This is a genomic window from Aeromonas sp. 601027 (assembly GCF_049174455.1).
GTDB lineage: Bacteria > Pseudomonadota > Gammaproteobacteria > Enterobacterales > Aeromonadaceae > Aeromonas > Aeromonas veronii_A.
Window position 1 is genome coordinate 75,272 of the sequence record NZ_JAAKTN010000002.1, and the last position, 14,439, is coordinate 89,710.

At 57.5% G+C, this 14,439-nt stretch carries 12 protein-coding genes; 7 read left to right on the forward strand and 5 right to left on the reverse strand.

All coding sequences use genetic code 11. From position 1 onward, the window contains the following. Positions 1-9 precede the first annotated feature (9 nt). Both G5193_RS04160 and G5193_RS04165 read right to left on the reverse strand, forming a co-directional pair. Complete coding sequence (locus tag G5193_RS04160) at positions 10-1,041, reverse strand: FecCD family ABC transporter permease (protein ID WP_005335261.1); 1,032 nt, start codon at positions 1,039-1,041, stop codon at positions 10-12. Next, the gene (locus tag G5193_RS04165; protein WP_040066746.1) at positions 1,038-1,889 is read right to left on the reverse strand and encodes a heme/hemin ABC transporter substrate-binding protein; all 852 of its coding nucleotides are present in this window, start codon (positions 1,887-1,889) and stop codon (positions 1,038-1,040) included. Before G5193_RS04165 ends, G5193_RS04160 begins: the two co-directional genes overlap by 4 nt. A gap of 170 nt (positions 1,890-2,059) precedes the next feature. Here G5193_RS04165 and hutX point away from each other — a divergent pair, with 170 nt between their 5' ends. Beyond that, positions 2,060-2,572: a heme utilization cystosolic carrier protein HutX gene (gene hutX / locus G5193_RS04170; RefSeq protein WP_040066748.1), complete on the forward strand. Its 513-nt coding sequence runs from the start codon at positions 2,060-2,062 to the stop codon at positions 2,570-2,572. Further along, complete coding sequence (hutZ, locus tag G5193_RS04175; RefSeq protein WP_005335257.1) at positions 2,569-3,126, forward strand: heme utilization protein HutZ; 558 nt, start codon at positions 2,569-2,571, stop codon at positions 3,124-3,126. Before hutX ends, hutZ begins: the two co-directional genes overlap by 4 nt. A gap of 86 nt (positions 3,127-3,212) precedes the next feature. Here the strand turns inward: hutZ and G5193_RS04180 are convergent, their stop codons facing one another. Genes G5193_RS04180 through G5193_RS04190 form a run of 3 tightly spaced genes read right to left on the reverse strand, consistent with a single transcriptional unit; the run spans position 3,213 to position 5,185 of the window. Beyond that, positions 3,213-3,596, reverse strand: coding sequence for a hypothetical protein (locus G5193_RS04180; protein ID WP_421205051.1), 384 nt, complete (start codon positions 3,594-3,596; stop codon positions 3,213-3,215). A 37-nt stretch (positions 3,597-3,633) separates the two neighbouring features. Beyond that, positions 3,634-4,188, reverse strand: a complete 555-nt coding sequence (locus G5193_RS04185; protein WP_005348211.1) for a cysteine hydrolase family protein — start codon at positions 4,186-4,188, stop codon at positions 3,634-3,636. 25 nt (positions 4,189-4,213) lie between these two features. After that, a complete protein-coding gene (locus tag G5193_RS04190) occupies positions 4,214-5,185 on the reverse strand; it encodes a ChaN family lipoprotein (protein WP_268012484.1) in 972 nt (323 codons plus the stop codon). A 192-nt stretch (positions 5,186-5,377) separates the two neighbouring features. Here G5193_RS04190 and G5193_RS04195 point away from each other — a divergent pair, with 192 nt between their 5' ends. From G5193_RS04195 to G5193_RS04215, 5 genes are all read left to right on the forward strand, one after another. After that, positions 5,378-7,483: a TonB-dependent hemoglobin/transferrin/lactoferrin family receptor gene (locus G5193_RS04195; protein ID WP_421205053.1), complete on the forward strand. Its 2,106-nt coding sequence runs from the start codon at positions 5,378-5,380 to the stop codon at positions 7,481-7,483. A gap of 216 nt (positions 7,484-7,699) precedes the next feature. Further along, positions 7,700-8,500 (forward strand): LuxR family transcriptional regulator, encoded by an 801-nt coding sequence (locus G5193_RS04200; RefSeq protein ID WP_421205055.1) that lies wholly within the window; start codon positions 7,700-7,702, stop codon positions 8,498-8,500. Positions 8,501-8,728: 228 nt separating this feature from the next. Then, entirely contained in the window at positions 8,729-9,247 is a 519-nt protein-coding gene (hcp1, locus tag G5193_RS04205; RefSeq protein ID WP_010634242.1) for a type VI secretion system effector Hcp1, read from the forward strand. Positions 9,248-9,610: 363 nt separating this feature from the next. Further along, on the forward strand, positions 9,611-11,692 hold the full coding sequence (gene tssI, locus G5193_RS04210) for a type VI secretion system tip protein TssI/VgrG (RefSeq protein ID WP_421205057.1): 2,082 nt from the start codon (positions 9,611-9,613) through the stop codon (positions 11,690-11,692). 25 nt (positions 11,693-11,717) lie between these two features. Then, a complete protein-coding gene (locus tag G5193_RS04215; protein WP_421205059.1) occupies positions 11,718-14,429 on the forward strand; it encodes a glycoside hydrolase family 19 protein in 2,712 nt (903 codons plus the stop codon). The last annotated feature ends 10 nt before the right edge of the window (positions 14,430-14,439 follow it).

Genomic DNA, 14,439 nt, shown 5'->3' on the forward strand with positions numbered 1-14,439 from the left:
CAGTCCGTATCACAGGGCGCGGCGGCCTTTTACCAGCAGCCAGATGAAGAAGGGAGCGCCGAGCAGGGCGGTGATGATGCCCACCGGCAGCTCGGCCGGGGCCAGCAGGGTGCGTGCCAGCATATCGGCTGCCAGCAGCAGGGCGGCGCCAAGCAGGGCCGAGAGCGGCAGCAACCTGACGTGGTTGGGGCCCGCCAGCAGGCGCACCAGATGGGGCACTACCAGCCCGACGAAGCCGATCATCCCCGATACCGCCACCGCCACCCCGACGCCCGCGGCGGTGAGCAGAATCAGGCGACGTTTGAGGGATTGCACATTGACCCCAAGATGACGAGCCTCCCCTTCACCCAGCAGCAGGGCATTGAGGGGATTGGCATCGCGCATAAAGAGCCACAGCAGGGCCGCCAGGGTGAGCAGGGCCAGCGCCACATCGGCCGGTTTGCCTGCCGCCAGCGTTCCCATCTGCCACAGGCTCAGGTTGCGCAGCATCTGATCGTCCGCCAGATAGGTGAGCAGGCCGATCACCGCGCCGGAGAGCGCCGTGATGGCGACCCCGGCCAGTAGCATGACGGTGACCGAGGTGCCCCCCTCACGGGTGCCGAGCAGATAGACCAGGGTGGTGGTGAGCGCGCCGCCGAGAAAGGCGAGCAGCGGCAGCAGACCAACCCCGATGGTGGCTTGCAGCTGCTGGCCGAGGGGGGCCAGCAGCACGATGGCGAGCGCCGCACCGAGTGCCGCACCGCCGGAGACACCTATGATGCCGGGGTCAGCCAGGGGGTTGCGAAACAGCCCCTGCATCACGGCGCCACAGAGCCCGAGGATCCCCCCCACTGCGATGCAGAGCAGGGTACGAGGCAGGCGAATTTCCTGCACGATCAGCAGTTTGTGCGACTCAATCCCGCTCTCCTGCCCGGCAAACAGCGCCCGTAGACTCTCGCCCAGGGTGAGGGTCATGGGGCCGGTTGCCAGCGAACCGAGCAGCAACAGCGCCAGTGCGGCCGTGGTGAAGGCCAGCAGCCAGGAGAGGGGTAACCGCATCATGACCCCTGCTTGATCCACTGGGCGATCTGGTTCGCCTGTTGCAGGGAGTTGAGGCTCAGGCCCCCTTGCAGGGCGTGGCCGTCGATGGCGTGAATGGCGTTACGCTTACCAGCCGGGGTGGCGGCCAGGGCGGGCACTTCTGCCAGCACCTTGGCCGGGTCGGCATATTGCTGCCAGTCACGACCGCTGACCAGTACCAGATCGGGCTGCATCTCGATGAGGGATTCGGCGGATACCGGCTTGTAGTTGCGCAACTCGGCGACCGGATTGATGCCGCCTGCCAGCGAAATCAGCGCGCTGGCGGTGGTGTCCCCCCCGGCGATGCTGGTGGGTTGCCCCTTGTGCAGCAGCAGGAAGGCGACCTTGAGCGGCTTGTTCTGTTTGGCTTGCGCCGCCAGCTGATCGGTCTGAGCCTGGATCTCTGCCTTCAGGCGATCGCCAGCGGCTTTGTCGCCCAGCAGGCTGGCGAGGGTGTCGATACGCTGGTTGAGGTTGGCGAGGGTCGGCGCGGTATCCAGCACCTCCACCTTGACCCCGGCACGACGTAGCTGATCCAGGGTCGGGGCCGGGCCCATCTCGTCGCTGCCCACCAGTCGGGTGGGGGAGAGGCTCAGGATCCCTTCGGCGGCCAGCGCCCGGTGATAGCCCACCTTGGGCAACCCTTTTGGCAAGGGGCTGCTGACATCGGTGGCGATCAGGCTCGATTCACCGCCAAGGGCCAGAATGAGTTCTGTGGTGGCCGGGCCGATACTGACGATACGCTCTTTCTGTCCGTCGGCGGCAACGGCAGAGAAGGGGGATAGTGAACTGCAGAGCAGGGTGATGGCGAGGGCAAGACGACGGCCCATGCTAACCTCCGAAGGGGTGAATGAAACGGGTGTGCCGCCGAGAATATCAAGGCTTTAGAAAAAATGCACTGATAATGATAGCAATTATCAATTGCATTGATTCCGGTGCTTTATTAGAGTAGCCGCCATGATAAACAGCGGGACGACCTGGTCCCGCAGAGGGAGAAAACATGAGCATTGCACAACGCATTCACGCGCTGCTGGAGCAGGATCCCGGCGCTCATCCGTCCACCCTGGCGGCCCAGCTTGCCATCAGCGAATGGGAGGTGGTTCGCCATCTGCCCGCCGAGCTGGTGACCCTGCTGTCCGCCGATCGCGCACAAGGTCTGCTGGAAGATCTGGCCGACTGGGGCCCGGTGACCACCATCGTCGAATCTGAAGGCTCCATCTTCGAGGTAAAAGCCCCCTTCCCGAAAGGCAAGGACGCACGCGGCTACTACAACCTGATGGGCCGCGACGGTGAGCTGCATGGTCACCTCAAGCTCGACAACGTGGCGGGGATTGCGCTGGTCAGCAAGCTGTTCATGGGCAAGGAGGGGCACTCCTTCCAGTTCTTCGGTCACTCCGGCCGCTGCATTTTCAAGGTCTATCTGGGTCGCGACGAGAAACGCCAGCTGCTGGCCGATCAGGTTACCCGTTTCATGGCGCTGCGCCACAACTCTCAAGAGGAAGTCAAAGCATGAGTGAACGTCAGGAGCGTCTGCAGAACCGCCTGCAACCGGAGATCCGCGAGTTTCGCGACAGCTGCCGTACCCTGCAGCTCGCCACCGTCGATGGCGAAGGCAATCCCAACGCCAGCTATGCCCCGTTTGTGCTGCAGGAAGATGGCTACTATGTGCTGATCTCCGAGATCGCTCGCCACGCCCGCAACCTGCAACAGGTGCCGCGAGTATCCCTGATGCTGATCGAGGATGAGAGCGGTGCCCGCGAGCTGTTTGCCCGCAAGCGCTTGACCTTCGATGCGGTAGCCGAAGTGGTGGCCCGTGACGACGCTCGCTGGAGCAAGGCGGTCGCAGCACTGGAGGGGCGTTTTGGCGAGATCATCAAGGGTCTCTCCAACCTCAAGGATTTCAAACTGTTCCGCCTCAAGCCGGAGCAGGGGCTGTTCGTCAAGGGCTTCGGCCAGGCGTTCGCGGTCTCCGGTGACGAGCTGGTGGATTTCGTCCATCTGGTGGAAGGGCACAAGCGCATCGACAACGGTGCCGAGCTCACCAGCCCGGCCGATGCGCCGGTCTGATAATCCCTGTCGACCACGACAGCCGTTATAACAAAACGGGCAGCCACTGGGCTGCCCGTTTTTATTGCGTTATCTTATCCGCCAGTTCAATCCTGCCAGCTGGCCTTGTTGGGAAAAGCGCGACGATCGGCGTCGGTGGCCGTTTCGTTGCACTCCCCCCGCACCTTCCAGGAGGTCTGGCTCAGCACTATGTAGCCCTGGCGGCAATACGGCTTGGTCGCCAGGGTCTCGGTCAGCAGGTTCTCCTGCAACGCCTCCCGCTGCTCCAGCAGGCGCTGGCTCTGGGCCGCCGAGAGGCCGCGCGGCAAGGTGTCGTTGGGGGCTGCTTCAAAGGTGAACCGCTTGCTCCCCTCCTCGTTGATGTGGGTCAGAAACAGAGGTTCCGGCCCGTCATACTTCTGTCCGGGCAAGCTGGAGCAGGCCGACAGCAGGGGAACAATCAACAACAGGGTGGCAGACAACAGGCGCACGACAGACTCCAGTGAGAAACGAGGCGAGGCTCGCAGATTAGCATGGCTGCAGGGCGGGTGTTACTGCCAGCAGCTCGTCGGTGGTGAGCAGGGTCACACTGCGCCCCTCCGGCAGGCTGAGGTGGCGCCACATCCAGTGATGGTGCTCGGTGATCTGGGCTGCGCTCAGGTGGGGGCGATCGGCGGTGGTGTGACCATCGCTTAATACCAGCACCTCGTACCCATGGGAGGCGGCACTGCGCACCGTGGTGTCGACGCAAAAATCGGTGGCGCAGCCACAGAGGATCAGTCGATCGACCGGCTGCTCGGCCAGCAGGAAGGCAAGCTCGGTATCGAGAAAGCTGTCACAGGCCGTTTTGCGCACCCGGCTCTCTCCCTTGGCCGGTTGCAGCGCACTGTGCAACTGCCAACCCGGGGTGCCCGGTTCCAGTTCGGTACCGGGGGGCGAGTCATGCTGGATATAGATGACCCGTCCCTGTTGCTGCCTGACATGGGCCGCAGCCCGATTGATATTGGCCAGCACCTGCTCCTGGCGGTAACGGGGCTCGTTGAACAAGCCTTGCTGCACATCGATGATCAGTAACACATCCATATTTTACCCGCCGTTTCCTGGAAGATTAGGGTTGCAGCCACTGGCTGCAGTCACGACTGCGGGATTGATGCAGCGCGCCCATATCTTGCTTCATCTCGTCACTGTTTTGCCAGCGCTTAGGCAGCGGCATGATGGTTACCTGCACATCGGCTGCGGGATCTGCAACAGAGGTCTCATCTGTACGGGGGACGACCAGCGCTACCTTGAGGGCCGGATTGCGGCTGGCGATGCGACTGGCGAGCCCAAGCCCCCCCTCGACGTGGAAATTGCCGGCGATATGCATGATCTGCTGGCCCGGGTGCTTGGCGAGATAATCCACCATGCTCTCGGCCATGGTGTCATCCCAGCTGGTCTGGGCTGCGAAGCGGCGGGCGTTGCTGTCGGCATCGCCGTGGTGCATGGAGGCCATAAATTTCTGGCGATAGGGGTCATCCCCCAGCGTCAGCTGGCGGGCCAGCTGGCTGCGACGTGTGGCTGGCAGTTTGTCGAGCCACTCAGCCCCCTCCTGACCGACACAGCTCACCAGCGGCTTGGGGGCGTTGGCGGCGATCACCGGCATCCGGTGAGCCTTGGCAAACTCTACCAGCGGGCGGTAGTCGCTCGGATAGTTGGGCCAGGCGTTGCCTTCGCGGATCAAGGCCGCTTCACCAATCTGATTCGCCAGATAGGCATCCAGCGTCTTCTGATCGGCGCGGCTGAACTGCTCCATGGAGAGGGCCAATGGCCGACCGTGCTGCTGACCTGCGGTGTAGAGCCCGCTCAGCAGGCGCGATTGCAACAGATGCACGGCAGGATGGCTGTGCAGCTCGCCCACCAGAATGATGTCGGCGTCGGCAATGCGCGCGATTGCTTGCTCCAGCGTCAGGTCTGCATCTCCCTCGCTACTTAGCCGGTAGTCATAGAGCGTCTGCAACTGTGATGACACGTTTGGCTGGGTTGGGGTGGCACAGGCTGCCAGTAGCAGCGGCAGGGCGAGCAGGGGAAGTCGTCTAATCATGGGATCTCACGGCTGATATGCCCGGATGCCGGTGCATCTCGGGGGCTAATAGAGAATAAGGGCAACACAGGGCGACAGTGTAAAACCAATTTGGTTCAAAACAAATGAGAATGATTTCGTTTCTTGTTGATCTTTGTCGAGAGCCGGGTAATATGCGGCCTGTTTGATAACAGTTCTCAATAAGGATTCGCTGTGACCCATCATAACGCACTCTCTCTGGTTGCCCTCGCCGTGGCGGCCGGTCTCTCCTCCCAGGTCTTTGCTGCCACCCAGAAGGCGGATGAAGTCGTGGTCGTCAGCGGCTCACGGATGGAGCAAAAACTGGAAGATGTCTCCGGCCCCATCTCGGTGATCACCGCCAAGCAGATTGAAGAGCAGGTCGTCACCAACGTCGCCGACCTGTTCCGCTACGAACCCGGTGTGACCGTGCTCGGCGGTCAGGGGGATGCGCAGACCTTCATCATCCGCGGCATGGGTGAAAACCGGGTCAAGGTGGTGCGCGACGGTGTGCGCCAGAACGATGCTTACAGCAAGGGCGGTGTTGGCCAGAGCTACTTCGATACCGACATGATCAAGCAGGTAGAAGTGGCAAAGGGGCCGGCGTCTGCCGCCTACGGCTCCGATGCGCTGGGTGGCGTGATTGCCATCACCACCAAGGATGCCAGCGACTTCCTCAAGGGCAAGGATAGTTATCTGGATGTGACCAGCGGTTACGCCTCCAGCAGCCACCAGAAGATGGCGGGCTTTACCGGCGCCTTGCGCACTGGTGAAGTGGAGAACCTGCTGCGCTACACCTGGCGCGATGGCGGTGTGACCCAGAATTTCGACTCCACCAAAAACGACTTCGATATCGGTACCCACGCCCTGCTGCTCAAGAGCAAGTGGAACCTCTCCGATGAGCAGTTCCTCAAGCTGACCGTTGACTACCTGACCGATGGCGAGGAGCCGGATGCGGTCAAGCTCAACAAGGTCGGTACCGGTACTGCCCGTGTCTTTGATCAGCCCATCACCGACAAGCAGACCGACAACCTCTCTTTGGTGCTGGATCACGGCATCGCGCTGAATCAAGGCTGGGCTGATCGGATGGATAGCAAGGTCTACTTCGCCCGCACCAAACAGACGCTGGATCAGTACGCCTCATCCAAGTATCCGGTCAGCCCCGGCAACCCCTATGTGACCAAAAACTCGCTGGATCACAACGTGTTCGATCAGAAGAACATCGGCGCCCAGCTGCAGTTCCACAAGGCGGTCGCCAACCACCGCCTGGCCTGGGGGGCTGAATACGAGCACACCGACAACGAACGTACCCGTTACAAGGGGCCGACGACCCCCGGTGATTTTGTCGGCTACAACGAGCTGAGTTTCCCGGCTACCACCAGCGAGCGCAGCGCCCTGTGGGCCTTTGACGAGATCAAGTTTGGCGAGCGCTGGGTGCTGACCCCAGGTGCCCGTTATGACTACTACCGGATGACTCCGGACAACGATCCGGCCTACACAGGCGACAAGCTGCACAAGTTCTCGGAAGGGGAGTTGTCACCCAAGCTGGGTCTGGTGTTCAAGGCCCACGAGGCGGCCAACCTGTTCGCCCAGTACAGCCACGGCTTCAAGGCCCCCATGTATGACAGCGCCTTCTCCACCCTGAACCATCAGGCTTACGGCTATCGCATCGAGCCCAACCCGAACCTCAATCCGGAGAGCAGCGACGGCATCGATCTTGGCGTGCGTGGCAGCAGCAACGGCTTCAGCTATGAAGTAGCCAGCTTCTACAACAAGTTCGAAGACTTCATCGAGATGGTGGAAGTGGGCAAAGAGGGGCGCACCGCCGTCTACCAGTACCAGAACCTGAGCAAGGCGACCACCAAAGGGGTCGAAGCCAAGGCGGATTACTGGCTCAACGACATCGTCAATGTCTGGGGCAACCTCGCCTACATCGAAGGCAAGGATGGGGATGGCAACTACATCAACAGCTTGAGCCCGCTCAACGGCTCGGTCGGTGTGCGTCTGGAACAGTCCCAGTGGAACTTCAATACCGCGCTGCGCTTTGCTGACGACATGGACAAAGTCCGTAAAGACAGCAAAGGCAACGATTACGTGAAGAGCGCCGGTTGGGGTGTGGTGGATATGTACGCCCAGTTCAACCCGATGACCGACCTGCAGCTCAACGTCGGGGTCTTCAACCTGTTTGACAAGGAGTACACCAGCTACGAGCGCATCGCCGGTCGTGCCGAGGGCTCCGATAACAGCATGATGACCGAACCGGGCCGCAACCTGAGTGCACGGGTCAAATACGTATTCTAAAAAGACAACACACGCAGTGATCTCGGGCTGTTGCCCGCACCGGATCCCCGCCCTGACAGGCGGGGATTTTTTATACATGTAGCCAGGTGTGAGGTGACCCGCTCACACCATGTTATTCATTGGCTTCGCCTTTTTCTTTGTGTTGGCGAGATATTATGCTATATGATTTATTGTTAATGACATTTAGTAATTCTTTACAACGGGTGTGCCTAGCTTTTGACTTCGACATCGAACTTTTTCCTCGACACCGCCGACGCTCTTGAGCTGATTACCCGCTTCAATGAGGCCTCTGACGAGCAGACCATAGTGGCCCTGCTGCGTACCCTTAGCCAGCAGATGGGTTTTGACCACTTCCGGCTGGGATTCATCTTTCCCAGTTCGATTCAGCGACCTGACGTGAGGATTTTCAACGGCTGTCCTGCCGAATGGGTACAGACCTATGACAAAAAGCGTTTCTTTACGGTAGATCCCGTTGTACGCAAAGGGATGAGCCAGAGTACCCCTATCCTCTGGGCCAACCTGATCACCGAGTGTTGCGATGAACAAGATATGGCGGGGCTTGAGGTGATGTTGCAGGCCCATGAGATGGGATTGCGCGACGGGATCACGATTCCCTGGCACGGGCCGAATGGCCATGTTGGCTTGTTGTCATTGATCACACGCACTACACGAACTGAGCATCAGTGGCTGACGGCTGCTCCCTTTTTAAGCTGGCTGGCGGTGCATGTCTTCGAGGCTGTGGCCCGTGTTTGTCTTGCCGTGAAGCTTCCTCAGGAAGAACTGACCCTACGGGAACTGGAGGTGTGCCAGTGGGCTGCCGAAGGCAAGCAAGTGAGTGATATTGCCCAGATCCTGGGGATCAAGCCCAGAACCGTCACTTTCCATCTTGAACGGATAGCGGAGAAGCTGGGGGCAAGCAGCAAAAATCAGGCGATATCATGGGCGCTGATGCAGGGTATTGTCAGACTGAACATTGACACGGCACAGATTGAAAATGTGGATGATGACAGTACATGATGCTGTCTAACGCAAAAAATTGCTCATTACACAGATAAAATCACTTGAAATGACAGTTTTGCCAGTGAGTTTGATGATGTTGCGCAATTTATTGCATATGAAGGAATCGTGCGAGAATTGTCTTTTATTTAACTAATTGAAAAATAAGAATAAAAATAAGTGGCATGGTCGCTGCTAAAGGTTGGTCGAGTGCTATCTCGTTTAACCAATCTATTTAGGAGCATACCCATGCCAACTCCATGTTATATCAGCATCGAAGGTAAAACCCAGGGCAATATCACCGCCGGTGCCTTCACCTCCGATTCCGTCGGCAACATCTTCGTACAAGGCCACGAAGACGAGATGCTGGTACAAGAGTTCCAGCACGTTGTCACCGTCCCGACCGACCCGCAATCCGGTCAGCCTGCCGGTCAGCGTGTCCACAAGCCGTTCAAGTTCACCGTTGCGCTGAACAAAGCTGTGCCGCTGATGTATAACGCACTGGCGTCCGGCGAGATGCTGCCGAAAGTGACCCTGAAGTGGTACCGTACCTCCGTTGAAGGCAAGCAGGAGCACTTCTTCTCTACCGTGCTGACCGATGCCACCATCGTTGACATCGACTGCCAGATGCCGCACTGCCAGGACCCGGCGAAGTCTGACTTCACCCAGCTTATCCAGGTCTCCATGGCTTACCGCAAGATTGACTGGGAACATACTGTTGCCGGTACTTCCGGTGCGGACGACTGGCGCGCCCCCATCGAGGCGTAAGCCTTGCTTCGGTACTTTGGTATTCCTTGTAAGTAGTAATGTGTCTTTGAGCCGGTTGTTCAACCGGCTTCTTGTACTGTGCATTTTCTCCAGCCTGGCCAACGGGTTGGCTGGAGCTTTTCTGTTTTGCCATCCCCCTGCCGGGGTTTGATGCCCTGCCGGTGAGTGCGGAGGGATGGCAAAGCACTAAAGGGTGTCCTGTGATGCAGACCCGAACCGCTCGTAACCTGTTAACCCCTTTATCTTTGGTGGCCCTTGCGGCACCGGAGAGGGCGGTAGCGTGGCTGCGCGGCGAGGGCGTGTATGGGCGCGAGAGTTGGCAAGGGCTCAGGCACTGCTTGGCCGTGACAAGAGGGGAAAGCCATGGCTAATCAAACCGGATTGCAATTTACCGTCAAGGTGGGGGCGTTGCCCGAGAGCACCTTTGTGGTGGCCAGTTTCCAGCTGGATGAGGGGCTGAACCGGCCGTTCAACTTGCAGCTGGAGGTGGCCAGCAGCCAGCCTGATGTCGACTTTGGCGCCGTGCTGGACCAGCCCTGCGAGCTGATGGTGTGGTACAACGGCGAACTGCAGCGAAGGGTATGCGGGGTGGTGAGCGAGTTTGCCCAAGGGGACAGCGGCTTTCGCCGCACCCGCTATCAGCTGCAAGTCAAACCGGCCCTGTGGCGACTGGACCTGCGCCAAAACTCCCGCATCTTTCAGGCGCAAAAGCCCGATGAAATCCTCAGTATCTTGCTGCAAGAGCATGGCATTACCGACTACGCCTTTGCGCTCAAGAACGAGCACGCCCAGCGGGAATATTGCGTGCAGTATCGGGAGACCGACCTCGACTTCCTTAATCGCCTTGCAGCCGAAGAGGGGCTGTTCTACTTCCACGAGTTTGAAGCAGGCAAGCACCGCATCGTCTTTGCCGACGATGCGGCAGCCCTGACCGCTGGCCCCGAGCTCTTCTTCAACCTCGGCAACCGCTCGTTGGAACAAGGTCCTTACGTGCGCCAGTTCCACTACCGCGAGGCGGTACGGCCAAGTGATGTAGAGCTCAAGGACTACAGCTTCAAGACGCCGGCCTATGGCCTCTCCCACAAGAAAATGGGTGCAGAGCTGGAGCATCAGCGCGATACCTATCAGCACTTTGACTATCCGGGCCGCTACAAGCAGGACCCGAGCGGCAAGGCCTTTGCCCAACACCGGCTCGATGCGTTGCGCAATGATGCGGTGGCGGGCAGTGGCAAATCCAACAGCGCCGCATTGCTACCAGGTCAACACTTCTCACTCACCGAACATCCGAACGGCAGCCTTAACACCAACTGGCAAATCGTCCATATCCGCCACATCGGTGAACAACCGCAAGCGCTGGAAGAAGAGGGCGGCAGTGGCCCGACTGTCTACCACAACGAATTTGGCGTGGTGAAGGCGAGCACCACTTGGCGGGCGCGAATCGGCAGCCCCGAGGCGCCCCACAAGCCGATGGTGGATGGCCCACAAATCGCCATGGTGGTGGGTCCCGATGGGGAGGAGATTTACTGCGACGAGCACGGCAGGGTCAAACTGCAATTCCCGTGGGACAGATATGGCAGCTCCAACGACCAGAGCTCCTGCTGGGTACGAGTATCCCAAGGCTGGGCCGGCGGCCAATACGGCATGATGGCCATCCCCCGCATCGGTCATGAGGTTATCGTTTCATTCCTCGAAGGTGACCCCGACCAGCCTATCGTGACGGGCCGTACCTACCACGCCACCAACCGGCCACCTTACGACTTACCGGCTAACAAGACCCGCACCGCGCTGCGCACCGAAACCCACAAGGGCGAGGGCTTCAACGAGCTGCGTTTTGAAGACCAGGCGGGGCAGGAAGAGATTTACATCCACGGTCAGAAAGACCTGAACGTGCTTATCGAAAACGATGCCGCTTGGCGCATCAAGCACGACCAGCACACCGACATCGACTTTGATCGGGTAACCCGCATCAGAAAAGTGCCGGGCAAGGATGGCGCTCCGCCCAGCCTCGGTAATGACCACCTGACAGTCGAAGGCGAAAAACGGGAGCACATCAAGGCGGACTATTCGCTGACGGTGGATACCTCCCTGCACCAGAAGCTGGGTCAATCCCTCTTGGTGGATGCGGGTGAAGAGGTGCATATCAAGGTGGGTGACAAGCTGGTGCTGGAGGCGGGCTCTGAGATCACCCTCAAGGGCGGCGGTAGTTTTGTGAAAGTTGACCCGAGCGGCATCAAGCTAGTCGGCCCCGCCATCAAACTCAATGCCGGCGGCAGCCCGGGAGCAGGCTCTGGCTGGGCAGGTCAGGCTCCCGTTACTCCCAAAGGGGTTGAGGTGGTCAAAGCCCCGGAATTGGTTGAACTGGTCAAGGCGATTGCCACCGAGAAGGCGATGGAGGCGTTGCTCAAGGTGCTGGAGCCCGATAGCGATTATCAGCCCTCTGCTTGATGTTCGACGAATAACTTAGGATTGAATGACAAAGATGAAAATCGTCTATCCCATGCAACTGGCGGGTGAAAATGGCTCCAGCGAGATTGCATCCCTCGATGAATTTATCAAGAAGATCAATGGTCTCAAGAGCGGTACCTTCCCGATAGGCCGTAACCGCATTTGGCACGGTGGTATCCATTTCAGTAAAAGCGGAGGCTGGCACCCGAGCGGAGCAGTGCGCGCGATTGCTGACGGGGAGATTGTGGCCTACCGACTGGCGACCAAACCGGCCAAGGCAACCCGCAGCCCCGAAGCAGGAAAGCCAGGAGACGATATTGAGCTACATACCTCCCCTTCGTTTTGTCTGGTTCGTCATCGCTACGAAGGCGGAGAGCAGAACAAGAATCGCCTGACGTTCTACAGCCTCTACATGCACATCGCCTGCGAGAACAGCTACAACAGTCCCGAGGCGGCGCGAGTTACCGTCAAGGGCTCGGGTGTCTCCACCTATGAACCGGTGGCGCAGGGAGACCCCCTAAAGCTGACACGCCGACTGTCGGGCAGTAGTCCTGTGTATGCCAAAACAGGTGCTGAGGTGAAGTTGCTCCAGCAAACCCCGAGCAACCTGCTCAACCACAGGGATGAAGCCCACAATTATTTTCTGGTGCACTACGTCGATGAACCGAACAGCCCGTTCTATATCGCACAGAGCCAGTTACAGCATGAATATCCGCAAAAGCCGACGTGGATGACCCCACCAGAAGGCAAACCGGCCCGCCACAAGGTCCCGAGTAATACATGGTTACGTAAAACTGCTGACACCACAGTGGGTAGCATGGGGCTGCCTGCTGGCAGTGAGGTGGTGGTATCCACTGAGCCACCACAGATGGTGAACCTCAATGGCGGCACGACAGAGTTTCGTAAAGTACAGGTGTTCAAGACGGGCAGCGGCACAGTCAAAGACAGTGCCAATCAGGTGATGACCAATGCTGGCAAAGGTGCCGTTGGCTGGTTGGCAAAAAGCAAGATGGGGGCCGGACTGACCGCAGAACCGAGTACCCCAGTCGAATTCAAAGACGATGCGCCGGTTGTTAACCGCAGCGCAAATCCGATACCGGTGCAGGCCGGAGAGATCATCGGTCATTGGGGGGAGCATGAGCTAGCCACTGCCGGTGCCAGCGGTTTCGAGAAAGACGCCGACAGCAAAGCCGTGCACTTTGAGGTGTTTGTGTCAGAGAGCGACAAACAGGCGCTTGAAGATTGCATCAATAACAAGGCGCGAGTAACCGGTGGCCAAGGCTACCTGCTAGTAAAAAAAGAAGTGACCACCTATCGCCTCACCAACGATAGCCAGCATGGTTTTCACGAGGTTGCTAATTTTGGGCCGCAGGTCTTACCGTTGGCGGTGAAAGAGTCTGATATTGTCACTCATGGTGCCAACAATTTTGTGAAGGTGCGTGAGAGGACTGCTGCGGACGGGGAGTTGGCTGGCGAGTTTGTGTTGCAGGGCGGTGATGTCGAAGTCATCAGCCAGCATGACTGGCACAAGCTGGGCGTCAAACTGGTCGATGGCAGCAGCGATGAAGATGGCTTTTTGGACAAGGCAGATACCGAGAGTGAAGATCAGCAGCAGAAAGAGGCGAGCAAATTTTTTAGTACCCTCTATGACAAGCTGGTGACAGACAGGGACAACGATGGCACCCTGAGCGGCAATGATATCAAGGCCGCGCTGGCCGATGAGGAGTTGGCGGGCAAGTTGCGGATGTTGTTTATCAAGCACAAAAGTGAATGGGTAAAGCCAAGCCAGGAGTGGCCGCGCTTAAAACAGGAGTTGGCTAAGCAGCCAAAGCTCTATGAATATGCCATGCAGGTACACAACAATATGGCGTGGATGGACGATGCCAGTAACATATTGGGTGATACCAAACCTTGGTTTATTCATCCTGCTGGGATGATGAGACTTATTGAAGATAAATATACTGGTTGTGCATGCGAACGTGACATTACTATTGATGAACTTGCCCAGATCGCACCTAAGATAGATAAGAAAAGATTAGAACTATATTTGCCAGAGATAAATGCTGGCTTCAAAAGGTTCAATATGTCCACATGCAGAGAAAAAGCCCATTTTCTTGCTCAATGTTATCATGAGAGTGATGGTTTTATACAAACGGTTGAGTATGGTGGTTCAAGTCAACCATATTCACCATGGTTTGGTCGAGGTTTTATTCAAATCACTTGGCAGGAAATATATGCAAAATATGAAAGTTACACAGGGGAAGATTATACATCAAGTGATACTGCTAGGGAAAAACTTGAAAAGTTCCCTCATTGCATAAAGTCGGCCTTTTGGTTTTACAATGTATATAAAAATGTGTCAAAGTATGCAAAGTGTGATGATTTTAACATGGTTGTTGCACTTATTAATGGTGGCTTTAATGGTTACCTCGATAGATTGAGTAAGTTTAATGATATTGTTGCTATATTAAACGCACAACATATGTCATCAAAGATAAAGAATGGGATGTTTTCGTTCTCAAATAGTGAGATTTATAATTATCGTGTTTATGCATATAGTTGGGGACGATATCATGACCCTGAGTTAATCAATGTTAAAGGTACAGGGAAAAATAGCGGAGAGGCTTTAAATGCTTATCAGCGAGCCTTGGCCTTATATAAGGCTAAGAATGATAAAAAGACAGTTATTGCCATAGAGAAAAGAATTACGTCTCTCCGTGATAAAGTAAAACAATGATAGGTGATGC

Coding starts and splice junctions, on each gene's coding strand:
- G5193_RS04160 (WP_005335261.1), bottom strand. CDS start 1,041: ATGATGCGGTTACCCCTCTCCTGGCTGCTGGCCTTCACCACGGCCGCA.
- G5193_RS04165 (WP_040066746.1), bottom strand. CDS start 1,889: ATGGGCCGTCGTCTTGCCCTCGCCATCACCCTGCTCTGCAGTTCACTA.
- hutX (WP_040066748.1), top strand. CDS start 2,060: ATGAGCATTGCACAACGCATTCACGCGCTGCTGGAGCAGGATCCCGGC.
- hutZ (WP_005335257.1), top strand. CDS start 2,569: ATGAGTGAACGTCAGGAGCGTCTGCAGAACCGCCTGCAACCGGAGATC.
- G5193_RS04185 (WP_005348211.1), bottom strand. CDS start 4,188: ATGGATGTGTTACTGATCATCGATGTGCAGCAAGGCTTGTTCAACGAG.
- G5193_RS04190 (WP_268012484.1), bottom strand. CDS start 5,185: ATGATTAGACGACTTCCCCTGCTCGCCCTGCCGCTGCTACTGGCAGCC.
- hcp1 (WP_010634242.1), top strand. CDS start 8,729: ATGCCAACTCCATGTTATATCAGCATCGAAGGTAAAACCCAGGGCAAT.
- tssI (WP_421205057.1), top strand. CDS start 9,611: ATGGCTAATCAAACCGGATTGCAATTTACCGTCAAGGTGGGGGCGTTG.
- G5193_RS04215 (WP_421205059.1), top strand. CDS start 11,718: ATGACAAAGATGAAAATCGTCTATCCCATGCAACTGGCGGGTGAAAAT.